The sequence below is a fragment of the Acidobacteriota bacterium genome (assembly GCA_028875575.1).
Lineage (GTDB): Bacteria > Acidobacteriota > Terriglobia > Versatilivoradales > Versatilivoraceae > Versatilivorator.
The window spans coordinates 43,672-65,081 of record JAPPDF010000035.1; the positions used below are offsets into that span (position 1 = coordinate 43,672).

Here is a 21,410-nt window from a genome sequence, read left to right on the forward strand (position 1 = left end):
TGGCCGCTTGCCTCACCGGGATCTTCAGGCCAAACCAGCCTCAAGGCTTACTGCCTCACGTATTTGCGCAGCACCTTGGAGCCGGGCGGGGCCTGGCGCTTGGTGTAGGAAAAGGTGACCTGGCCGACGTAAATGTCTCCGTGGGAGTCCACCGCCACCGAATGGGGAGAGAAATAGCGTCCCGTGCCGTAGGGGTCCTCCTCGCACCACTCGGCCAGGATGCTTCCGTCGGCTGACCTGACGGTCATGCGTGCGGCGGGCTTGTCCAGCCGGGCCTCGCGGCCGTACATGAAGATGCCGCCGATCTCGGCCACGCAGAAGTTCTGCTCCCGATCCTGGCACAGATCGTTGGGCCACCACACTTCGGTCCACTGGTCCAAAAACTCTCCCTCGGGCGAGAAGATCTGGATGCGGCAGTTCTGGCGGTCGGCCACATAGACCTTTCCCTCCGGACCCACGTAGACGCCGTGAGGCTGTCTGAACTGAGAGGGTCCATCTCCGGGGTCTCCCCAGGAGAGCAGCAATTGGCCATCCGGGCTGAACTTGTGAACCCGGGCATTGCCGTATCCGTCGGAGACGAACAGGTTGCCGTCGGGAGCCAGGGCCACATCGGTGGGAGTGTTGAAAGGGGGACCCGAACGCAGGATGGACTGGACGTCGGTGCCGTTGTAGCCGGTGTCGGCCACTCCGCCGGTGGGCGCCAGGGTCATCAGCAGTTCTCCCTCCGTCGTGAACTTGTGAACCCGGTGCCCGTTGTCGTCCACGCAGTAAACGGAGTCGTCGGGGCCGATGAAGATCATGTGGGGCCTCACGAAGAGCCCCTTCCCCCAGGAGTCCAGGTAGCTGCCGTCCCGGTCGAAGATGACCACGGGATTCTCGGCGCGGCAGAAAGCGTAGACGCGGTCCCGGGAGTCCACCGCAATCCCGGGGACCTCTCCCAGGTCCCACCCTTCGGGAAGCCTGGCCCAACCCTCCGCCTCTTCAAATGTCAACTGACCGGATCCAAGTTTCAATGGTGTCGCTCCTCCCTGTTGGAATTGGCCCGTGCCTGCAGCAATTGCCGCTGAGTGGAACGGGCCGGAAAGGCCATACTAGGAGGTTGACACGGGAGTGTCAACGACGGAGGAGCAATCCATGGGGTGCCCCGGTTTGACACCCGGCGGCGCCATCCCCTAAACTCGCTCGCAACCAACCCGCACCGCTTTCGAGGCACCGTTCCGATGTCCGTTGAAGCCTGAAACAGGCGAGAGAGCCTCCCCGGCAGGCCCGATCAAGGAGGGAAGTGATGCTCGCGGCCGTTCTCAAACAACTGGGCCGGCCTCTGGAGATCGAGGAAAGGCCCCGGCCCTCTTTCGGGGAAGAGGAAGTCCTGATCCAGGTAATGGCCTGCGGCACCGACGGCACCGACCTCAAAATCGTGGACGGGTTCGGCTACACCCCCGAACTCCCCGCCATCCTGGGCCATGAGGTGGCCGGCGTGGTCTTCGAGGTGGGAGAGCGGGTCACCCGGGTGAAGCCGGGGGACCGGGTGGTGGTCTACAACTTCTCCACCTGCGGCCGCTGCCGCTTGTGCCGGACCCACCGCGAACAACTCTGTCCCCACATGACGGGAGTCCTGGGAGCCAAGGACCGGGGCGGCCACGCAGAGTTTTTGGCCATTCCGGCCCGACAACTGGTCCCGTTGCCCGACAACATCCCCTGGGCGGAAGCGGCCGTGCTGGCCGATGCCCGCATCACGGCCCTGCACGCCGTGGACCGGGCCGGAGTGGGGCTGAACGACCGCATCGTCATCTTCGGTGCCGGGGGCGTGGGCCTCTCGGCCATTCAGATCTCCAAACTGGCCGGTGCCAGCGTCCTGGCCGTGGACCGGGTCGGGGAAAAGACCGATTTCGCCATCCGGATGGGAGCCGACTTCGCCATCGACTCCACCCGTACGGACGTCCAGGAGGCCATCCGGGAATTTACACGGGGCGAGGGGGCCGACGGCGTGATTGACTGCGTCGGGGTGGAGCAGACCCTGGCAGCCGGGGTGGACGGCCTTCGCCCCGGGGGACGCCTCACCGTGGTCGGCTACACGCCCGAGACCTACGGGCTGAACGGAAAACGGCTGGCACAGAATGAGCTGGAAATCGTCGGCACCCGTTGCGGCCGCTTGCAGGACCTGGTAGGTGCGGCCCGACTGTTGGCGGAGAACAAGTTGAAACCCCTGGTCACCCACCCCTATCCGCTGGAGGAGATCAACCGCGCCATGGCGGACCTGAGGTCCGGCAAGGTGCTGGGCCGGGCCGTCCTGCTGACGCCGGCCGGACGGGAAGCCAGTGGCCAGACGGCAACCCCGTCAAGCGGTTCCTGAGTTCCGGCCGATTCACCACCCTCTCCTCTTCCTCATCCACCCAGGTGCCCCAACAGCGTATAAGAGGCCACGCAGAGCGTAAGTCCGGCGGACAGCCACAGCAGCCAGTCGATCCAGGGGGAGGGACCGATCCCGCGATCCAGCCGGCGGTAGCGCAGGTAGAGGATGGAGCAGGCAATCACGGGCAACATGCCGGTCTGCACCACGCCTCCCACAACGATGAGGTGAACCGGCTGTTCCGGAAAAGCCAGGAAGATGGTGGCGAAAACCGCTGCCCAGAAGACCTGCATACCCCTTCGCCAGCGGATCCGCTGCAGCGGGCGATCACGCGAAAGAAAGCCGAAGACGGTCAGACAATCCAGTCCCATGATGGCGTTGGCCGCCACCGAGGCGAACAGGGTGGAGTAGAGGGTGACCAGGGCTCCGGTAAGAAAAACGAAGTAGCCCCAGGGACCGAAAATTCCGGTAAAGGTCCTGGAAAGGGTAGCGATCATCTGGCCGCCCTCGGGCACCAGGCCCTGGCCGTGAAGAACGGCGGCTCCCAGCAAGTAGAAGGCAACCGTGATGGTGGTATAGATGCCCATGGCCAGCAAGGCATCCAGTTGCATCACCCGGATCCAGCCCCGCGCTCGCTTGTTCCAGTCCGGCCGGCCGCTGCGGGGTCCGATATGGCGAGCGTACCCTTTCTCCAGGCACCAGTTGGGATAGGCAAACAGATCGGACGTACCCACCCCGGTCAGCCCGAACAGGGCAAAAGCCAGGGCCAGCCCCCCCTGGGCCGGTAGTTGAAACGTCAGCCCTTCCCAGATATTTTCGGGAGACAGGGCGTGGCCCGACCACTGCAGGGCCCCTGCCGCCACCACCGTGGTCAGGCTGAAAGCCACCACCATCAACATGGCCCCACGCTCCACCACGCTGTAGCCGCCGCTGAGCAGGATCCCCAAGGTCACCAGGCAGGCGAGGACTCCCCAGGCAGTGACACTCAGGTGTGGAAGGATCAGGTGGAGGCATTGAGCCACGCCGCCGACGATCCCTCCCACCAGGCTGGCGGAGATCAAGGTGCTCAAGAGCCAGCCCCAAACCACCCAGGAGGCTCGCCAGCGCGGTCCCGGAATCCGGTCCACCGACCTGAGCGAGGAGTCTCCCGAGGAGATGGCGTAGCGTCCGATCTCCACCTGCAGAACCACCTTGGAGGCGCAGCTCAACAGGATCAGCCAGAGCGCTGCAAAGCCCAGCCTGGCTCCCAGCGTGGTGGTCACGATCAGCTCGCCCGAGCCGACGATCCCCGCGGTCAGGATGAGAGACGGACCGACCTGGCGAAGACGACCCAGGAAGTGCCTGGGAGGAGGAAGGGTCTCTGAAGGCCCATTGTCGGCGGATCGGCCGGTTGGCGTCATCTTCTTGGTGGTCCTTCGATGCACCTGGGTGGGAATCCTTTTCCCCACTTGTGGGTCTGAGGGGCGGCCCCGCAAGCTGTCATTCGTTGGAGCTGAGCGGGTCGGGGCAGCCTCCATGCTGTCCGTCGCCAGCCAACTGCAATTCGGCAGTCTGCATCCATCTCACGTGCTAAGATTCAATCAGGGGCGGCGGCTTCCCGCTGATTCCATCCTCGCCGGAGGAACAGTCATAGCCGCCGATCGGATGCCCCGGCCCCCAATCGGGAAACAGTGGAGGTAACACGGTGAGCAAAGTCCTTCAGCTTCCGCGTTTGGAGCCGACAGAGGAATCGGTGTTCCTGAACCGCCGCAGGTTCGTACAGACGGCCCTGCTGGCTGGCGCCGGCACCTGCCTGTATCCCTCCCTCGGCTGCTCCCAACCGCCTCCGCCTCCGGAAGGCGGCCCCCTGGCCCTTCCCTTCGAGCGACCGGAGGTGTTCCCGGCCAAGCGCAACGCCGGTTTCGATCCCCCGAACCTCGAATTGACCGACCGCCTGGTGGCAGCCACCCACAACAATTTCTACGAGTTTCTGCCCAATCGCGGGGGACCGGTCTGGAAATATACCAGCAGGTTTGAAGTGGAGCCCTGGAAGGTTGAGGTGAGCGGCGAGTGTCAAAAGCCCCGCACCTTCGATCTGGACGACCTGTTCGGATTCGAGCAGGAAGAGCGGGTCTACCGCTTTCGTTGCGTGGAAACCTGGGCCATGAACATTCCCTGGACGGGATTCCCCCTGAGCAAGCTGCTCAAGGACGTCCAGCCCACCGCCAAGGCCCGACACGTCCGCTTCATTACCGCCCACCGGCCCGCACAGATGCCGGGACTCAGTGAAAGGCACTACCCGTGGCCCTATTACGAAGCCCTGCGCCTGGACGAGGCCATGAACGACCTGACCCTGGCGGTGACCGGAGTCTACGGCAAGCCTCTGCTCAAACAGCACGGGGCCCCCGTGCGCATCATCGTGCCCTGGAAGTACGGCTACAAGTCACCCAAGTCCATCGTGAAGATCGAGCTGGTCGCCAAGAAGCCGGGGACCTTCTGGTCGGCCAAGCCTTACCAGCACGAGTACGGCTACCTGAGCAACGTGAACCCCAACGTTCCCCATCCCCGATGGTCCCAGGAATGGGACTACATGCTGGTGGCCAACGCGGCGCCGCGCCGGGGACCTCGGCGCCCCACCCTGATGTTCAACGGCTACGCGGACCAGGTGGGGCACCTCTACCCGGACGAACCCACCAAGCCCCAGCGCTCTCTGAGACGCGGGCAGACTGCCCGCTGACGGAGCGGCTCCCGCCGCTTTCACCGTCCTGCGCTGAGTCCGACTCCACCACCCAAGGATTTTACCGCCCGGTCTGCTCCGGACGGGACTCTGTGTCCGCGGAGACGGCCTTCACCCCCATCTCGCTCAGAAGGTGGTGGGCTGCGTCCAGGTGCTCCATGATCCAGAGGGCGTAACGGATGTCCACGTGAATGGACCGGGTGATGGCCGGAATGAAATCCCAGTCGGCAACGATGCTCTCCCAGTTGCCGTCAAACAGCAGTCCCACCAGCTCCCCGCGCCCGTTCAAGGTGGGGGAGCCCGAGTTGCCTCCGGTCGCATCCAGGGTGCTCAGAAAATTCACGGGCACCGAATCCAGCGCTTTCACGTAGTAGTCGCCGAATTCCCGGCCGCGAATCAGCTTGAGCTGTCCGAGGGGGGCATTGAAGGGTTCTTGTCCCGTGTATTTCTCCAGGATGCCGCGCAGGGTGGTGAAAGGGAGATAGCGAAGGCCATCCCTGGCTGAGTACCCCTTGACCGTGCCGTAGGTGACCCTGAGGGTCGAGTTGGCGTCGGGATAGACCGACTTCCCCCGGCTTTGGTTGTAGGCGATCAGGGCCTCCATGAAGCGCGGCCGTGCCTGGTCGAATCGTCCCTGAAGCTCCTTGTCGCTCTCCTCGCGTTCCATATCGCTGTCATAGAGGCTGACGGCCATCCGGATGAAGGGATCCAGGCTGGCTTCGAAGTCCCGGGGCGCCGCCTCCATCCAGGAAATCCGGGTTTCAAGATCCCCCAGTCGGGTCTGCCCATACATCTCGTCCAGGCGCCGGTCCAGCTTGGCTTCCTGCACCCCGGTCGGTCGAATCCCGAACCAGTCGTCGAAGGCCTGGACGTGCTGTTCTGCCGGGAGCTTGGCGTAGTCCAGGACAAACTGGCGCCAGCAGGCACGGTCCACCTGCGGATCGAAGGTCCGATCGATGCGCTTCAGCCTCTCTCGGATGCGGGTCAAGTCGCGTTCCTGGTAGCCGGGTTCCCGGTGCTCGTCGGGTTTCTGACGCTCCCGGCTGAGCCGGTACAGCCTGCGGGCGGCTCTCAGCAGCGAAGACCGGCCTCCGAGAAAGTCGTAGTGAAGGGCCGCCTCCCGCCCGGACTGGGACTCGGCCACCAGTTTTCCCAGATCGCCGGCAGCGGTCTTCATCCCGGACCGCGAAGGCGGACCGGCTTCGATCCAGGCCTGCAGGTCCCGCTCCAGGGCCCGTTTTCGCTCCAGGATATCGCTCTTGGCGAAACCCTCCAGCATTCCCTTGTAGTTCTTGATGACGTTGTTCAGGCTGGCCTGCAGCGACGCATACTTGAGGGCTTTGTCTTCCCGGCCGGCCACCGTGCGTTCGATGATGTCGTGCCACTGCTGGAAGGCCTTGATGCGGCGGGGGTAATCCCACCGGATAACCCCCTCGACCTCGCTGGCCAGGCGGTAACGGTCGGTGCCCCCCGGATAGCCGGCCACCAGGACCAGGTCTCCGGTGTCGACTCCCCGGGTGGAGACTCTCAGGTGATGCCGGGGCCGGTAGGGAACATTCACTTCCGCATAGTCCGCCGGCTTCCCTTCCGGGCCCATGTAGGCGCGATAGAAGGCATAGTCCCCGGTGTGGCGGGGCCACATCCAGTTGTCGATGTCGCCCCCATACTTGCCGATTGAAAGTGCCGGTGCATACACCAGGCGAACATCCCGGATTTCCAACTGCTTGATCAACTCATACTCCAGCCCGCCGGAGTAGGCGGCCACTCGGCATCGATGCCCCGGGTCCTGCTCGCACTCGGCAACCAGGGCCTTCTGCCTGTCTTCGATGGCCTGATAGCGTTCCCGGGGGCCGGCTCCATCGGGAACCGCCGCCAACACCGAGCGGGTGACGTCCTCCACCGCCACCGTCACCAGGACGTGGGTTCCCGGAGCCGCCGGAAGCTCCCGATCCCGGCCGCCGGCCAGAAAGCCCTCCTCCAGCAGGTTCCGTCCCTCGCTGGAGTTGTGCTGAATGGACCCGTAGGCACAGTGGTGGTTGGTGATCACCAGGCCCTGGGGCGAGACGAAGGAGGCCGTGCAGCCGCCCAGCCAGATCACGGCGTTCATGGGGTGGCCGGTCAGGTCCGACAGGGCCACGGCATCCACCTCCGGATCCAAGGACCTCAGCTCTTCTGCCAAGGCGGGAAGCTGCCCGGGCCTCCACATACCCTCTTCGGCCAGGATAATGGCAGGAAGGAAAACGAGAGAGACCAGGAGAACCAGGCAAGAGACAGCCGCTTGCTTCATGGAAGGAACCTCTGCGGTTGATTGTAAGCTCATTCGGTCAGAGAGTGTTTCACCTTGGCTCCGGCCAAAGTGACTTTTCCATTGCTGATTTTGACACCACCCTCCGGCATAGCCGCTCCGTCGTGGTCGCGAAAATAGAGTGGCAGTCCTTCGGAGAAGTTGAGAGGGCGATTCCGTGGATCCTGCCGTTGATGGTGGATGTGAATGTGGGGTTCGCTGGTGTTGCCCGAGTTGCCGCAGGCACCGATAGGTTCGCCCTCCTGAACCTGGTCCCCGGCCCCTACCAGAACGCTACCTGTCTTGAGGTGCGCGATGACGAGATAGGTCTCCGTGTCGAGAGCGAGCACGACCGTATTGCCGGTCGGGTTTTGCATGTCGTTGCTGACAGCGCCCGGCGTATGGTCGGGCGCTCCATCGGTGGAGTAGTGCACCCGCGCGGACACGGGCGCAACCACCGGCGTTCCGTAACAACCGTAGTCCTCCGGATCTTCCGAGCCGTGCGCTGCCGGTTCGACGACGAGATCATAAGCCCAGCGTTGATCGGGTGTCGATACGTGATAGTTGACAGCCAGGCGATCACCTCCCCAGGCAACGCGGACAGGCTCGTTGGAGGGTAGGCGAACGGTCGCCGGCGGCACCGACCGTTCGATATCGTAGGGAAAAGCCATCATAAGCACGCCGAAACTCCACAGACCGGGCCAAAGGGCCACCAGCGCCAGGGCCGAAGCGACCCACATCGGCCGGCTGAAGCGACGCTTGCGGATGGCATGCATCATCAGTACCAGAATGGTCAGGGGAGCGAGGAGTTGGCCGACGCTGATGAGCGCCAGCCAGCCGTAGACGGCCAGCATGCCTCTGGAGAAGAAAAGTATCCAGGAGGGAAGCAGCAAGACGGCCAGCAGGACGGGCAGAGCCCAACGCAACAGGGATCTGAATCGGCTTACGGGTGCTTCGGTCATGACAGTGCTGTCTCAACGTTCCGGCCGGGACTTAGCGGAAAGCTCACGACTCTTTATCCAGAGCGTCGATCTCGCGTTGGAGCCGGCGAGCCGCCCACTGATTCAACATGGCGACCAACCAGAAAAAACCCACCAAAAACACGACCTTCCCAATCCACTGAGTCCAAAGCATTAGCCCGCTCGCTGCAACGAAAATCGTTATGATTCCCGGTGCGAATGGCAGCAGATACCAACGCCAAACGTCCCGCAACAGATCTCGCTGCCGCACCAGTTCTGCTCGATGGAAGGCGAGACAGGCTCTCAGGCCAAGGTCGGCCGGCAGCATTTGAGCTTCACCTCGCTGTTGAAGCTGGTACACCATATACAAAGTACCAGCAACCAACAAACCCAATCCCGTCCGCACTACTACATCGTCCACGCTCCAAATAAAGTATCCAGATAACAACACCACGATAGCCGACGCCAAGTATTCCATCCGATTCCTCCAACGGATGCGCCACTGGAACTGCCGTGCTTTCTTGCGAATCTGATCTAGCGAAAGTGGGCGAGTATCTACCTCTTGGTTTTGCCAGACAGTCCTCACATCATGCTCGGAAGCTCCACCGCTCATGGTTTCATTCTCCGGCGAAAACGGTTGATCAAAATACTCTTCAATCGATGGATTCTTGTTGCGACGTTGGCTGGTGAAATACCAACGATCTCACCGATCGACCCAGCGTCCACTCCCTCGAGGTACGATAGCATCACCTGGCGGTCGAGCGGCTTGAGCCGCTGGATCAAGTTCAAAAGCCTCTCCAGGGTCTTGTGTCGGTCAGCAGCCAGATCGACTTCCTCGCTATCCGCAATCATCTCGATCTCCTGCAGACTGATGAGAGTCTCAGACCGGCGGCGACGCTGCCGCATGACATACGATGTAGCCGTATTGTGAGCGACACGGTAGACCCAAGTACGAAGTGAACATCGGAAACCGTAACCTGCGAAGCTTCGCCACAGTGCAAAGTGAATTTCCTGTAGGAGATCCTTCCGCTTGTCGGCGTCAGCTTCATAGGCTCTGGCCAATCGGTCCAGCGCGGCTCCATAGGCTTTGGCAACCTCTTGGTAGAGATCATCCTGGGTAGACTTTGCACCGGGCCGGAACCAATCTTGCTCCATATATAGGTAGTCATTCATCGGAGCAATTTCTGACAGTATTTTGCGCCCGGCCACGGACTTGCCCCGCCCGGTTGCGTAGGAACGTCTTCGATACTCCCGCTTGCCTTTCGCTCCTACGTGGCGGCGGCAAAAAGGGTATTGCCCCGAATTCAGCCGGCGGCGGCGACGAAAACACTGCTCGACGCATATCGAGCTACGCTTGAGGATGTATCCCGAGTCAAGCAGGAAACGCTGCCCTGACTTCAGAATAGTTTGCACATTCATCAATCCCTAAGTATGGTTCCAAGTAGGTACCCGCCGACAGCGCGCTGTCGGCTCAAGGGCCGCTTCACGGAGCGGCCCTTGCTTTTTGTGGGGGAGAAACTTTGCGAGTGAGAGTCTATGTTGACGGATTCAACCTGTATTGCGGAGCCTTAAAGGGAACACCATTCAAGTAGCTCAATCCTGTCGCACTCGCCGAGCAGGTGCTCCCACCCGGATGTACGGTAGACCGGGTGAACTACTTCACCGCCCGAGTGTCCGGAGCATCGAAACCGGGGGCGTCGGCCCGTCAACACGCCTATTTGAGTGCACTCAACACTTTGCCCCTCGTTACAGTCCATTTCGGAAGCTTTCTTGCCAAGACGGCGTGGCGGCCGCTCACAAACCTGCCGGTCGCCGATAAACGAATTGACACACCGACACCGGTAGAGCTGCCCGCCGGCAATCATCCGGTTTCAGGTTCACAGATTCTACCTGTGGGTAGTTATCCAACAGATACAAGGGGAAAGAAGAAACGTCGAAAGAGAAACCGAGCGCTCCCTGATGCGTTGATTGCCGAGGTCTACACGATGGAAGAGAAAGGCTCGGACGTTAACCTGGCGGCGCACCTGTTGAACGATGCCTGAAGAGGATTGTTCGACATGGCCACCGTCATATCCAACGATACCGATTTAATTACGCCAATTCGATTGGTGACTATTGAACGGAAGAAACCGGTGCTTGTCGTATGTCCTGGGCGGTGGCAGATGGCCCCAAAATTGAAGAATGCTGCAACTTATGGGAGGCACATCCACCGAGCAATGTTGAAGGCCGCGCAGTTTCCGGAACGGATTCCGGGGACAACGATCTCGAAACCAGAAGATTGGTGAGTGCCGACGCTCCCGAGGAAGCGGCCGGTCACGTGACGCGACTCACCATCTGCCGCGCCTGGGTAGGGAGGTCCATATCCGGACTGGGCCCGTGGCGGCGCATCAGCTCCCAGGCCCGGTCGGCCACGCCCTGCTCGATGTCCATCCCCTCCAGGCAGGCGCGGGATTCGTCCAGGAACTTGTGGCATTCGAAGAGGCGGCAGCCGGATTGCCAGACGGTGGGATCGCCACGGCGCTGGTAGCGAAAGTCGGCCGAGACCCGCAATTGAGGCGACCGGTTGGGAAGTCCGCAGTGGATCATGTGGGGGTGAAAGATCAGCACGTCGCCGGCCTGGTAGTCGGATCGCAACCAGGTCTTGGGCGAGTCGTCGGGAGCCGATTCGCCGGCTACCGGGATGGCTCCCATGCGAGCCATTTCCCGGGCCTGGTCGGGGTTCTGCGGGATCCCCAGGTAATGGGCTCCCCGGTACCAGTGCTGGTGGACTCCCTTTCGATGGGACCCCTTGCAGAGGGCCAGCCCGCCGGTGGTCCGGTCGATGTCCATCAAGGCGACCCAGCAGGTCACGAACGACACCCGAAAATGGTAGCCGTCCTGGTGGGCCGGAGTGACGTAGTCGAAGTGCTGGCCTCGGGTCTTGGCGGGCGAGAGATCCTGGAAGATGATCCGCACGCGGTCGGCGTTCTCGACCCAACTGAAGACCTCGCCGTCAAACAGCGCCCCCAGGAACCTGAAGAGCTCCCGGTCATGGATCATCTCGGTCAGCGAAGGCAGATCGCCGATCCTGCGGCCGACGGGACCGCTGGGAGTCAGCTCAGTGGATTCCGGCATCCTGCCCGACCACTTCAACTCCTGTTGCGGATCGTCGACGGCAAAGCCATGTCGGATGAGCAGTTGCCCAATATCCGAGCGCACCCGCGCGACCTTTCCCGGATCGATCAGTCCCCGAACGAACAGGTACCCCTCGGCCTGCAGTTGTTGGGACAGGACGGCGTGGTCTCTTGTGGAGGTTTCAACCGCTTGGAGAGGAGCTAGGGAGAGATCGGCCATGGGGTTCCCTGTCCTGGGGTTTTCCGGCCTCCGGCGGCTGTCAGAGGATTGAAGTTCAGCGGCACTCACCGATTCAAATGGTCGGGGCGAGAGGATTTGAACCTCCGACCCCCTGGTCCCGAACCAGGTGCTCTACCAGGCTGAGCCACGCCCCGTCATTGAATCAGCGGCAAGCTGCCGGTGAAAGGAATTCCGCCCAGGACTTCAACTCGGAACTCAACTCCAGGGCGGTCTGGTCGAGCTTGAGCGGTGTGATGGAAACGCAGCCGGAGCGGACGGCCACGTAGTCGGAGTCTCCGTCAGCCGGCAGGTCTCGGGGTTCCAGCTCCTGGTCCAGCCAGAAGTATTTCCGGCCCCGAGGGTCCCGGCTCTCCACGATCAGGTTGCCGATGGGGCTGGTGTCCTGGCGAGTCACCCGCACTCCCTGCCATCTTCCGGCGGGAACGTTGACGTTCAGGATGAAACCCCGCGGAAGCGGCTTGTTCAGCAATTGTCCGGCCAGATGGGCCGTGAACTGGGCCGCCTCTTCAAAGTCGAATTCCGCCTGCCTCCCCAATGAGACGGCTGCCGCCTGAATCCCGTGCCTGGCGGCTTCCATAGCGCCCGCTACCGTACCGGAATAGGCGATGTCATGGCCCAGGTTGGAGCCCCGGTTGATTCCCGAGATCACCAGATCCGGCCTGCTCGGGAGGATGTGGTTCAGGGCAATGATCACGCAATCCGCCGGTGTACCCTCCACCGAGTAGCGATCCACTCCAACCTCTTCGTATCGGATGGGCCGCCAAAGCGTCAGGGCCTGACTGGAGGCACTTCTCTCCCGGTCGGGCGCCACGGTTATGACCTGTCCCAGGTGGGAAAGAGAGCGAGCCAGTGAGGTGATTCCTGCGGAGTGGATCCCGTCGTCGTTGGTCAGTAAGATTGCAGCCAATGATGGACTCTGAAGAAAAATGGTCGGGACGAGAGGATTTGAACCTCCGACCCCACGCACCCCAAGCGTGTGCGCTACCTGGCTGCGCTACGTCCCGAAACCGACTCGGAATCTAACACCTTCGATTCAGGATTGTCAAGATGGCGCGGAGCTCCGACTCGAGCGTGCGGACCCTCTCCGCGGCGCCCGCGGAAGGGCTGGATGCCGCCTCCGAAGGAGGTCTTTCCGGCTCCCGTGGAGATTCCCGATCGCCCCTGCGAGGCCCGCCGGCAGCGGCTCCGGAGGCGAGAGCTTTCCGTGCCCCCGCGATGGTGAACCCCTGGTCATAGAGGAGGTGCTTGATGGTTAGAACCGTCTCGATATCCCGCTTGCGGTACATGCGGCGGCCGTTGGGCCCTTTGGCGGGCTTTAGGCGCGGAAACTCCGATTCCCAGAAACGCAGGACGTAGGGCTCCACCTTCACCAGCTTGCACACCTCGCCGATACTGAAAAACAACTTGTCGGGAATTTCGACCGAAGCCTCGGAATCCGTGCTTCCTCGCTGGCGATTCACTAGCTTCAGAGATCGTTCCGGCATGATCGAGCCGACAGTCCTTTCGGTCCTGCTCACTACTGCAACACTATGCTATTGAAAACAAAACCGTCATGGGGTCACTGCCCGTGGGTGTCGAATTCCCGACCCAATGCCGACATTTCAGAATCGACCGGCCATGCGGGTCACTCCCCCGACCAGCGACAGATGGTTGGACACTCAGCCCGCCTTCCTCTCCACCTTGTGCTTCAATACCACCGGAGTGCCCACAAACCCGAAGCGCTCTCTGATCCGGTTGACCAGGTATCGTTGAACGGAGGGGTGAAGCGGCGATTTCCGAGCCGTGAAGAGTACAAAAGTCGGCGGAGAATCGTGCACCTGGGTCATGTATCGCACCCTGACCTGCCGGCTGAATGGCACAGCCGTGTCCCGAAGGGCCTCGCGTTGCAGGAACGCATTCAACTCCCCCGTTCCGATCCGGGTACGCCGCGCCTTGAAGACCTGATCAATCAGCGAGATCAGCTTGGGGACGCGCTGGCCGGTGGCGGCCGAAACGAACACCATGGGAGCGTAGGCCAGGAACCGCACTTTGGAGCGCACCCGTTTCTCAAAAGCCACCATGGTACCACTGTCTTTCTTCATCAGGTCCCATTTGTTGACGACCAGAATGGCGGAGGCTCCAACCTCCTGCACGTATCCCGCGATGGCGGAATCCAGCGACGAGGGAGCCTCGGTGGCGTCCATCATGACCAGGGCCACGTCGGCACGCTGCACGCTCTTGCGAGCCATCATGACGCTTAACTTTTCGGCCTGAAGAAATGTCTGACGCTTCTTGCGGATTCCGGCCGTGTCCATGAACCGATAGACCTTGCCGTTGCGTGTGGCTCGGGAATCGATGGTATCGCGTGTGGTTCCTGGAATCGGGGACACGATGGTGCGGTCTTCTCCCAGGATGCGATTCAGCAGCGTCGATTTGCCCACGTTGGGTTTGCCCACGATAGCCACCCGAATCTCGCCGGGCGGCAAGCGCTTGGAGCGGCTGCCCCTGGGGAGGTATTTGACCACTTCGTCCAGAAGGTCGCCTACGTTCAAGCCGTGGGCCGCCGACACAGGGATGACCTCTTCCAGACCCAACTCGGAGAATTCCGAGGCATGAATTGCCTGGCCGGCGCTGTCGCACTTGTTCACGGCCACCACCACCGACTTGGAGCATTCGATCAACAGCTTTCCCAGGGATTGGTCGAGGGGAGTGAGCCCGGCGCGCCCGTCCACCACCAGCACCAGAACCTGTGCCTTCCGGATGGCGGTCTCGGCTTGCTCGAAAATGAATCCCGGCATCGGATCCCGGTCGCCGGGGATCATGCCTCCGGTGTCGATGATCTCGAACTGGCGTCCGCCCCACTCGGCCCGGGCATTCACCCGGTCCCGAGTCATTCCGGGCTCATTGCCCACCAGGGAACGCCTCTGCCTGCAGATTCTGTTGAACAGGGTGGACTTGCCGACGTTGGGGCGGCCGATAATGGCGACGGTGGGCTGGCTCAAGGGAACTGCCTTCGGAAGATCTCCGGATTTGCCTCAGTATACCCCATTAATAGGGATGCGACCCGTCTCGGAGATCGACTACAATCCCGCTGATAGGAGCGGGGCAGGGTGCCCTGGTCCGCGGTTGGAATGCCTCGCGTCCCCTCTCGGAACACTGGAAGACAACGATTGTGAGCCGAAAGAGCCTTGACATCGGTTGCGGCCGCTTCAAGCTTCCCGGAAGCATCGGCCTGGACGTGGTGCCGCTGGAAGGGGTGGACGTGGTCCACGATCTGGACCGGTTCCCCTATCCCTTTCCCTCCGATTCTTTCGATCACGTTCGGATGTCTCACGTGGTGGAACACATCCAGTCCATCGTTCGCACCATGGAGGAAGTGCATCGCATTGCCCGCCCCGGCGCCCTGGTGGAAGTGGTCACGCCCCACTACACCGACACCTCCTCCTGGCAGGATCCCTCCCACCGCTGGCACCTCAACAGCCGCTCCTTCGAGCACTTCGAAGAGGCATCCCGGACCAACTACTATTCGAAGGCCCGCTTTACCGTGGAATATTCCGAGGTCAAGCTGCTCAAGCTCTACCGCTACCTGGGCTTCGAGTTCCTGGTCAATCTGCAGAATCGCAGTCCCCGCTTCCGTTTCCTGAGAAAGTTCTGGGAACAGTACCTCTGTACCCTGATCCGCGGAAAAGTCATGTCCTTCCGACTGCGGGTGCTGAAGTAGCCGGTCCGAGTTCCCAACGGGCCCAACCATGAAGAAAGAACTGGCAGTGGTACTGGTGAGCGGGGGCATGGACAGTTGCGTCTGCGCGGCCATGGCCCTGCAGCAGCACGAAGTGGCCTTCCTCCACGTCTCCTACGGGCAGCGTACCGCCCGGCAGGAGTTGAGAGCCTTTCATCGAATCGCTGAATATTACGGGACAGAGAGAACGCTGGTGTGCGAGCTGTCCCACCTGGGCCGGATCGGAGGGTCCAGCTTGACCGACACCGGCATGGAGGTCGAAGAGCCCGACCTGGAGCGCCGGGAGATTCCCAGCAGCTATGTGCCCTTTCGCAACGCCCACTTTCTCTCCATTGCGACCTCCTGGGGCGAGGTGCTGGGCGCCCGCTCCATATTCATCGGGGCCGTCTTCGAGGACAGCTCGGGATACCCGGACTGCCGCCCCGAGTACTATCGGGCCTTCAACCGCCTGATTGAGGCTGGGACCCGCCCCGAGACCCGCCTGGAGATCCTGACACCGGTCATCCGGATGAAAAAGTGTGAGATCGTAGCCGCCGGACAGAGGCTGGGCGCTCCCCTCCACGTGACCTGGTCCTGTTATCGGGACGGGGACATCGCCTGCGGGCGTTGCGACAGTTGCGCCCTGCGGAGGAGAGGATTTCGGGAAGCCGGCGTGGAGGACCCGACCCCCTATCTTCAAGCCTAGAAAATCTAGCCCCAGGGAACACTTTTGCGGTAGAGTTCATCCAAAAGGGGAAAGCCTGGGTTAGCCCGCATGTCTCACCAGGTCGCTGAAAACACATCGGAACGCCGTTGACATTCAATACTTGATCGAACCGATTGTGACTGCTTGCGACTACAAACGGCGCTGGGCGTGCCCTGGCTGGTTCTTTTCCCGTCAGCCCGCATATGCTCCCTCGACCATAGAAACCGCTACGCTCTTCGGTCGCGAGCACGCGCTGAGGGGAAAATTTCCTGCGCCATCATCACGCCCCCTGTTGAGACATGCGGGCTAGCAGGCAGAATCCGTTGCTGGAGGTTTCCATGAACACAAAGATACGCGCCCTTCCGACCTTGGCTATCCTGGCCGTGGCATCCCTGTTGTTGCCGGCTACCCTGTCGGCGCAGAGCTCCCTCTCCGGAGAGGTCATCGGCGAGGACGGCAAGCCCCTGGAAGGGGCCGTGATTTCCCTCGGCCGAGCCAAGGTCGAAAAGAACTACCAAGTCAAGACCGACAAGCAGGGGCGCTATTTTATCGGGGGACTTTACCCGGCCTTCTACAGGGTGACCCTGGCCATCGACGGCCAGCCGGTAGCCAATTACCAGGAGTTCCGGATCAAGCTGGGAAACGAGAACACATTGGACTTCGACCTGGCCGAAATCAGAAAGCAGGCCCTGGCCCAGTTGAGCGACGAGGAAAGAGAGGCCATGGAGCAGGAGCGCAAACGCAGGGAAGCCGCCGAAAAGAAGTTCACCAGCATGAAGTCGGCCTTCGACGAGGGGCGGAAGCTATTCATGGCCAAGAACTACGAGGGGGCCTCGGTGGCTTTTAGGAGGGCCTCGGAAATCGATCCCAAACAGCATGTGGCTCACGGCAACCTGGCCATTTCGTACCAGAGGCTGAGGAAGTACGATCAGGCAATCGAGGCCTACAAGAACGCCCTTGCCGCTCTGGCCGACAGACCCGATCCCCTGTCGGAGTCGGAGTACTACTTCAATTTAGGCCTTGTCTACGGTAACAAGGGAGATGCGGACCTGGCGGTGGAAGCCATGGGAAAGGCGGCCGAACTCGACCCCGGCAGGGCCGGACAGGCCTTTTACAACCTCGGCGTGGTGCTGAGCAACAGCGGCAAGAACGCGGAGGCCCTGGAGTCATTCAAGAAGGCCGTGGAAGCCGATCCGAAACACGCCAACGCCCACTATCAGATCGGAATGGGCCTGGTAGCCACGGCCACATTCACTCCTGACGGCAAGACGATTCCCGCGCCGGGCACCGTCGAGGCCTTCGAGAATTACTTGCTCTATGAGCCCGAGGGGAGGTTTGCCGCACAGGCCAAGGCCATGATCCAAACCCTCTCGGCCAGCGTGCAAACGGAATTCAGCGAGGAATGATGAATATACAGGCGAGGGTGAAACCGGGTCTCAGGTTTCCTTGAACTCCACTCCGTCCACCACCCAGTCCAAGCTGCCTCTATGTAGGATCAAGGAGGCTTCCAACCTTTCGAACCCGGTCTCGCCGCTGGCCGCCAGATAGATGGTGGTCCCCATGGTCATGCGATCGGGTTCGGTCTGAACCAGCGAAGTAACCTCAAAGGCGACATAGGCCGGATCTTCCGAGCCCAGCAGGTATTCGCTCATCACCCCCTGATTGTGGAAGCGGCTCTGAAAGCCCTGGGTCAGCAGTTGGCTGGCCGCTTGGACGTTTCGGTCGATCAGGTGCCTCATGAATCGCTTGGCCACCATCATGGCGAACTTGGCCCGCTTCTCGCTGGCTACGTTGAAGGGCATGATGGGACGACGGGGATCGGACCGCAGAAACTTGATATCTTCGGCCAGCCATTCTCCCCTGATCTTGACGAACCGGATCTGTTCGTTGACCCGGCTGCTCACCTGGTTGTTGAGGTCGACCCAGGTGCTTTCCACCGAGACCTGGAACTTGTCCTTGCCCACTGGGAATATGGCGGCAGGACTGAAGTTGAAGGCGGCGATCCGCCCGCTGCGTACCCGGATGGAGAGACGTTTGCCGCGAAGATAGCGCTTCTCCAACCCGGCCGTCATGAGTTTGCGGGCCTCGACGTTGTGCCGTAGCGTTCTGGCGGCCATGAAAGCCTTCACCACCCCTACCTTCGAGGTGTCAGGCGAACCTTGGGGCAGTGCCGGAACAGCAGACACCCAGGCCAAAGCAATCCCTAGACCAACCAAGCCATGGACACCGGAGATTCTCGCCTTCAAGGCTTCCTCCTCGCGAACTGAGGGGCTACGGATCCTGTCCGAAATCCTAGTGTACCCCGAATAGCGGCCGGATTCATCTCCCCGTGGTTCTTTTCGGGTGGCGGGGCGGGAGAATGGAGGTATCCATTTGAGGCTGCAACCAGCCGGCCCATCCCACGCAGCCCCCCCAATGTAGGGGCAATCCTTGTGGTTGCCCGGTGATTCCGGTTCGCCCGGCAATAGCCAAATTGCGCATCCACCAAGGGCACCCACAAGGGTTGCCCCTACAATTTCACATGGAATTCGGTAGCGTGGGATAGTCCTGCGCGACTGGCCGGCCGAATTGACGTCGAGCGGGTTTTTCGCTTAAATACATGATTTGAACTCCAGCGGTCCAGGGAGCAAGTGGGAATCCTTGCCGTCCTGCATCCGGAACCGAACATGAACCTGCTCAAACAAGAGGCGGTCGGCAGCGACACGGTCTGGCGCGATATCCGTGAAGACGTCTCGCTCGAGGCTGCCAGGGAACCCATCCTGGCCAGCTTTCTGCATTCCACTGTGCTCAACCACCAGAGCCTGGAGGACACGCTCAGCTTTCATCTTGCCGCCAAGCTGACCAGTCCCAGCCTGTCTCCCATGATGATTCGCGACGTCATCGACGAGGCGCTGGCCGACAGCGCTTCCATTCGAGCCGCGGTTCGGGAGGATCTGAAGGCCTTCCGCGACAGAGACCCCGCCTGCAACAGCTATGCCGAGCCTCTGCTCTACTACAAGGGGTTCCATGCACTCCAGTCCTACCGCGTGGCCCACTGGCTGTGGACGCAGGAGCGCCATCAGCTGGCGCTGCTGCTCCAGAACCGGATTTCGGAAGTCTTCGGGGTCGACATTCATCCGGCCGCCCGCATCGGCAAGGGGGTCTTCATCGATCATGGCACGGGCGTGGTCATCGGCGAGACGGCCGTGGTCGAAGACATGGTCTCCATGCTGCACGCGGTAACGCTGGGCGGAACGGGCAAGGAGAGCGGAGACCGCCACCCCAAGGTCCATCGTGGAGTGTTGATCGGGGCCGGCGCCAAGATCCTGGGGAACGTCCACGTGGGTGAGGGCGCCAAAGTCGGAGCCGGCAGCGTGGTCCTGACCGATGTTCCACCCCACTGCACCGTCACCGGGGTTCCGGCCAAGGTGGTGGGATGCCCCGACGTGGATGAGCCGGCGGTCGAGATGGACCACCAGATTCCCGAGGAGGCCGACCTTCTTCCCTGAAGCATCCGGCGAAAATCCACCATGAAACGTACGGTCCTTGTCCTCCTGATGGTCAGCTGGCTCGCCTGCGGTCGTTCATCGGCTCCGGAGCCCGGCTTCATGCCGTTGTTTGACGGCAAGTCTCTTCAGGGTTGGCAGTCGGTAGCGAAGGTGGGTGAGGGCTACCTGGTGGAGGACGGGGTGTTGATCTGTCCCGCCGAGGGTGGGGGCAACCTCTTCACCGAGCGGGAGTTTGCGGACTTTGTGCTGCGCTTCGAGTTTCGCCTGCAGGAAGGCTCCAACAACGGCGTCGGAATCCGGTCCCCATTGGTTGGGGATGCCGCCTATCAGGGATTGGAAATCCAGGTCCTCGACAACCACTCACCCCGTTACAAGGACAAGCTCCGCCCGACCCAGTATCACGGATCGGTCTATGACCTGGCTCCGGCCAAGCGGGGTTTTCTGAAACCGACCGGAGAGTGGAACCAGGAGGAGATCCGCGCTGTGGGCCGCCAGATCAAGGTGACGCTCAACGGCACCGTCATCGTCGACTTCGACCTGGATTCGGTGACCGACCCCGAGGTCCTGGAGAAACACCCCGGAGTGGCCCGGAGCAGCGGACATATCGGCTTCCTGGGGCACGGGACCAAGGTCGAGTTCCGCAACATACGAGTCAGGGAAATTCGCCGGGAGTCTCGACTGTAGGAGGCTGCCGGCCCAGCGCGAGCCTCCTGGTCGGCGGCTATTCCACTTGGGCATGTTTCATCCGCGCAGGCTCCCATGACTTACCTGAAACAAACGCCGCAACTCAGGCGGCCGCAGCTTGTGGAACCAGTTTAAAGCCAAGAGATTTAGCAGCATCTGTAAGGCCCGCGAGGCGGCGTTGCCGGACTGATTTGAATTACTCCTGTTGCAACCCGTTTGAGCCGCCCGGCACCGCGGGTTCCGTCTGATCTCCTCCCCGGTGGCCGGTCTCAAGCCCAACGACCTGAAAGAGTCCCCCATTGTCTTCCCTCGCCAAAGCTCCGGAACGCTTTCTGGGGCGGGTCGAATACTATCGAAAGTATCGCCCGGGATACCCCGAGGGTCTGGTCGAATGGCTCAGGGAACTGTCCGCCCTGAAATCTGCCCACCGCATCGCCGACATCGGTTCCGGAACAGGGCTTTTGGCTGAGCTCTTCCTGCGGCACGGCTACCCGGTCTTGGGTGTCGAGCCCAATCCAGAGATGCGGCAGACAGCCGAGGCCCACCTGGAGCGCTACCTCCGCTTCCGGAGCATCGATGGGCGCGCTGAAGCCACCACCCTCGCGAGCCGGTCGGTGGATCTCATCGTCGCCGGCCAGGCCTTTCACTGGTTCCGGATCGAGCGAGCCCGAGAGGAGTTCCGGCGCATCTCCAACCCCCCTGCCTTTACTGTGCTGGTCTGGAACCAGCGAAGGACCGAGAGCACGGGGTTCCTGAGGGCCTACGAAGAGTTGCTGCTGCGCCACGGCACCGACTACGCCCGGGTTCGCCACCAGAACATCGGCCAGACCCAACTGCAGTCTTTCTTCGGCTCGCAAGCGTTTCACCGGAAAATTCTGGCTAACTCTCAGGTTTTCGACCGGGAGGGTCTCATCGGCCGCACGCTTTCCTGCTCCTTTGTGCCGTTACCCGGACATCCCGGTCACCGGCCCCTGATGCGGGCGCTGGACCGGATATTCGAGGAGTGGCAGGTCGAAGGAAGGATCGCCTTCCAATACGACACGCTGGTCTATGCCGGCAGTCTGCATCCTCCCGGGTCGTGACCCGGCCGGCCCCAGGGGAATCGCGCCGGGTATAGAATTTTCGGGGACGGCACCTGGTGACGCCCCGGGAGCACCCGGCAGCCTCCGCTG

The 21,410-nt window shown here is 61.8% G+C and carries 20 protein-coding genes and 2 tRNA genes; 9 read left to right on the forward strand and 13 right to left on the reverse strand.

Annotated features, from left to right (window positions below):
- Positions 1-47 precede the first annotated feature (47 nt).
- Complete coding sequence (locus tag OXI69_04700) at positions 48-1,013, reverse strand: peptidyl-alpha-hydroxyglycine alpha-amidating lyase family protein (GenBank protein MDE2665428.1); 966 nt, start codon at positions 1,011-1,013, stop codon at positions 48-50.
- 272 nt (positions 1,014-1,285) lie between these two features.
- Between OXI69_04700 and OXI69_04705 the strand changes: the two genes are divergently transcribed.
- Complete coding sequence (locus OXI69_04705) at positions 1,286-2,353, forward strand: alcohol dehydrogenase catalytic domain-containing protein (GenBank protein ID MDE2665429.1); 1,068 nt, start codon at positions 1,286-1,288, stop codon at positions 2,351-2,353.
- Between the two features lie 32 nt (positions 2,354-2,385).
- On the opposite strand, the gene OXI69_04710 is transcribed toward OXI69_04705, so the two are convergent.
- Positions 2,386-3,774, reverse strand: coding sequence for an Nramp family divalent metal transporter (locus OXI69_04710; protein MDE2665430.1), 1,389 nt, complete (start codon positions 3,772-3,774; stop codon positions 2,386-2,388).
- A 260-nt stretch (positions 3,775-4,034) separates the two neighbouring features.
- Between OXI69_04710 and msrP the strand changes: the two genes are divergently transcribed.
- Positions 4,035-5,066: a protein-methionine-sulfoxide reductase catalytic subunit MsrP gene (gene msrP / locus OXI69_04715; GenBank protein ID MDE2665431.1), complete on the forward strand. Its 1,032-nt coding sequence runs from the start codon at positions 4,035-4,037 to the stop codon at positions 5,064-5,066.
- 61 nt (positions 5,067-5,127) lie between these two features.
- On the opposite strand, the gene OXI69_04720 is transcribed toward msrP, so the two are convergent.
- The 4 genes from OXI69_04720 to OXI69_04735 form a co-directional block, all read right to left on the reverse strand.
- Entirely contained in the window at positions 5,128-7,353 is a 2,226-nt protein-coding gene (locus tag OXI69_04720; protein MDE2665432.1) for a S46 family peptidase, read from the reverse strand.
- A 29-nt stretch (positions 7,354-7,382) separates the two neighbouring features.
- A complete protein-coding gene (locus OXI69_04725; GenBank protein MDE2665433.1) occupies positions 7,383-8,312 on the reverse strand; it encodes a M23 family metallopeptidase in 930 nt (309 codons plus the stop codon).
- A 43-nt stretch (positions 8,313-8,355) separates the two neighbouring features.
- Positions 8,356-8,787 (reverse strand): hypothetical protein, encoded by a 432-nt coding sequence (locus tag OXI69_04730; GenBank protein ID MDE2665434.1) that lies wholly within the window; start codon positions 8,785-8,787, stop codon positions 8,356-8,358.
- A gap of 131 nt (positions 8,788-8,918) precedes the next feature.
- The gene (locus OXI69_04735) at positions 8,919-9,728 is read right to left on the reverse strand and encodes an RNA polymerase sigma factor (GenBank protein MDE2665435.1); all 810 of its coding nucleotides are present in this window, start codon (positions 9,726-9,728) and stop codon (positions 8,919-8,921) included.
- A 230-nt stretch (positions 9,729-9,958) separates the two neighbouring features.
- Here OXI69_04735 and OXI69_04740 point away from each other — a divergent pair, with 230 nt between their 5' ends.
- Positions 9,959-10,351: a hypothetical protein gene (locus tag OXI69_04740; GenBank protein ID MDE2665436.1), complete on the forward strand. Its 393-nt coding sequence runs from the start codon at positions 9,959-9,961 to the stop codon at positions 10,349-10,351.
- 271 nt (positions 10,352-10,622) lie between these two features.
- On the opposite strand, the gene OXI69_04745 is transcribed toward OXI69_04740, so the two are convergent.
- From OXI69_04745 to der, 6 genes are all read right to left on the reverse strand, one after another.
- Positions 10,623-11,642 carry a phytanoyl-CoA dioxygenase family protein gene (locus tag OXI69_04745; protein MDE2665437.1) on the reverse strand — a complete coding sequence of 340 codons (1,020 nt, stop codon included), beginning with the start codon at positions 11,640-11,642 and terminating at the stop codon, positions 10,623-10,625.
- 78 nt (positions 11,643-11,720) lie between these two features.
- A tRNA-Pro gene (locus OXI69_04750) sits at positions 11,721-11,797 on the reverse strand.
- An 8-nt stretch (positions 11,798-11,805) separates the two neighbouring features.
- A complete protein-coding gene (gene surE / locus OXI69_04755) occupies positions 11,806-12,570 on the reverse strand; it encodes a 5'/3'-nucleotidase SurE (protein ID MDE2665438.1) in 765 nt (254 codons plus the stop codon).
- Positions 12,571-12,590: 20 nt separating this feature from the next.
- A tRNA-Pro gene (locus OXI69_04760) sits at positions 12,591-12,667 on the reverse strand.
- A 15-nt stretch (positions 12,668-12,682) separates the two neighbouring features.
- On the reverse strand, positions 12,683-13,147 hold the full coding sequence (locus OXI69_04765; protein ID MDE2665439.1) for a MerR family transcriptional regulator: 465 nt from the start codon (positions 13,145-13,147) through the stop codon (positions 12,683-12,685).
- A 174-nt stretch (positions 13,148-13,321) separates the two neighbouring features.
- The gene (gene der, locus OXI69_04770) at positions 13,322-14,644 is read right to left on the reverse strand and encodes a ribosome biogenesis GTPase Der (protein ID MDE2665440.1); all 1,323 of its coding nucleotides are present in this window, start codon (positions 14,642-14,644) and stop codon (positions 13,322-13,324) included.
- Between the two features lie 170 nt (positions 14,645-14,814).
- On the opposite strand from der, the gene OXI69_04775 reads away from it, so the two are divergent.
- The 3 genes from OXI69_04775 to OXI69_04785 all read left to right on the forward strand — a co-directional run bounded on the left by OXI69_04775 (position 14,815) and on the right by OXI69_04785 (position 17,472).
- Positions 14,815-15,363: a methyltransferase domain-containing protein gene (locus OXI69_04775; GenBank protein ID MDE2665441.1), complete on the forward strand. Its 549-nt coding sequence runs from the start codon at positions 14,815-14,817 to the stop codon at positions 15,361-15,363.
- A 28-nt stretch (positions 15,364-15,391) separates the two neighbouring features.
- The gene (queC, locus tag OXI69_04780; GenBank protein ID MDE2665442.1) at positions 15,392-16,066 is read left to right on the forward strand and encodes a 7-cyano-7-deazaguanine synthase QueC; all 675 of its coding nucleotides are present in this window, start codon (positions 15,392-15,394) and stop codon (positions 16,064-16,066) included.
- Positions 16,067-16,404: 338 nt separating this feature from the next.
- Complete coding sequence (locus OXI69_04785; protein ID MDE2665443.1) at positions 16,405-17,472, forward strand: tetratricopeptide repeat protein; 1,068 nt, start codon at positions 16,405-16,407, stop codon at positions 17,470-17,472.
- Between the two features lie 30 nt (positions 17,473-17,502).
- On the opposite strand, the gene OXI69_04790 is transcribed toward OXI69_04785, so the two are convergent.
- Entirely contained in the window at positions 17,503-18,183 is a 681-nt protein-coding gene (locus OXI69_04790; GenBank protein ID MDE2665444.1) for a hypothetical protein, read from the reverse strand.
- Between the two features lie 549 nt (positions 18,184-18,732).
- Here OXI69_04790 and cysE point away from each other — a divergent pair.
- The 3 genes from cysE (at position 18,733) to OXI69_04805 (ending at position 21,320) form a co-directional block, all read left to right on the forward strand.
- Positions 18,733-19,554 carry a serine O-acetyltransferase gene (gene cysE / locus OXI69_04795; GenBank protein MDE2665445.1) on the forward strand — a complete coding sequence of 274 codons (822 nt, stop codon included), beginning with the start codon at positions 18,733-18,735 and terminating at the stop codon, positions 19,552-19,554.
- A gap of 21 nt (positions 19,555-19,575) precedes the next feature.
- Complete coding sequence (locus tag OXI69_04800) at positions 19,576-20,238, forward strand: DUF1080 domain-containing protein (GenBank protein MDE2665446.1); 663 nt, start codon at positions 19,576-19,578, stop codon at positions 20,236-20,238.
- 299 nt (positions 20,239-20,537) lie between these two features.
- Positions 20,538-21,320, forward strand: a complete 783-nt coding sequence (locus OXI69_04805; protein MDE2665447.1) for a class I SAM-dependent methyltransferase — start codon at positions 20,538-20,540, stop codon at positions 21,318-21,320.
- Positions 21,321-21,410: the final 90 nt, after the last annotated feature.

Excerpts from the sequence above, each read along its gene's own strand:
- OXI69_04705 (MDE2665429.1), top strand. The coding sequence starts at position 1,286 with ATGCTCGCGGCCGTTCTCAAACAACTGGGCCGGCCTCTGGAGATCGAG.
- OXI69_04720 (MDE2665432.1), bottom strand. The coding sequence starts at position 7,353 with ATGAAGCAAGCGGCTGTCTCTTGCCTGGTTCTCCTGGTCTCTCTCGTT.
- OXI69_04725 (MDE2665433.1), bottom strand. The coding sequence starts at position 8,312 with ATGACCGAAGCACCCGTAAGCCGATTCAGATCCCTGTTGCGTTGGGCT.
- OXI69_04730 (MDE2665434.1), bottom strand. The coding sequence starts at position 8,787 with ATGGAATACTTGGCGTCGGCTATCGTGGTGTTGTTATCTGGATACTTT.
- OXI69_04735 (MDE2665435.1), bottom strand. The coding sequence starts at position 9,728 with ATGAATGTGCAAACTATTCTGAAGTCAGGGCAGCGTTTCCTGCTTGAC.
- OXI69_04745 (MDE2665437.1), bottom strand. The coding sequence starts at position 11,642 with ATGGCCGATCTCTCCCTAGCTCCTCTCCAAGCGGTTGAAACCTCCACA.
- OXI69_04765 (MDE2665439.1), bottom strand. The coding sequence starts at position 13,147 with ATGCCGGAACGATCTCTGAAGCTAGTGAATCGCCAGCGAGGAAGCACG.
- queC (MDE2665442.1), top strand. The coding sequence starts at position 15,392 with ATGAAGAAAGAACTGGCAGTGGTACTGGTGAGCGGGGGCATGGACAGT.
- OXI69_04785 (MDE2665443.1), top strand. The coding sequence starts at position 16,405 with ATGAACACAAAGATACGCGCCCTTCCGACCTTGGCTATCCTGGCCGTG.
- OXI69_04790 (MDE2665444.1), bottom strand. The coding sequence starts at position 18,183 with ATGGCCGCCAGAACGCTACGGCACAACGTCGAGGCCCGCAAACTCATG.
- cysE (MDE2665445.1), top strand. The coding sequence starts at position 18,733 with ATGAACCTGCTCAAACAAGAGGCGGTCGGCAGCGACACGGTCTGGCGC.
- OXI69_04800 (MDE2665446.1), top strand. The coding sequence starts at position 19,576 with ATGAAACGTACGGTCCTTGTCCTCCTGATGGTCAGCTGGCTCGCCTGC.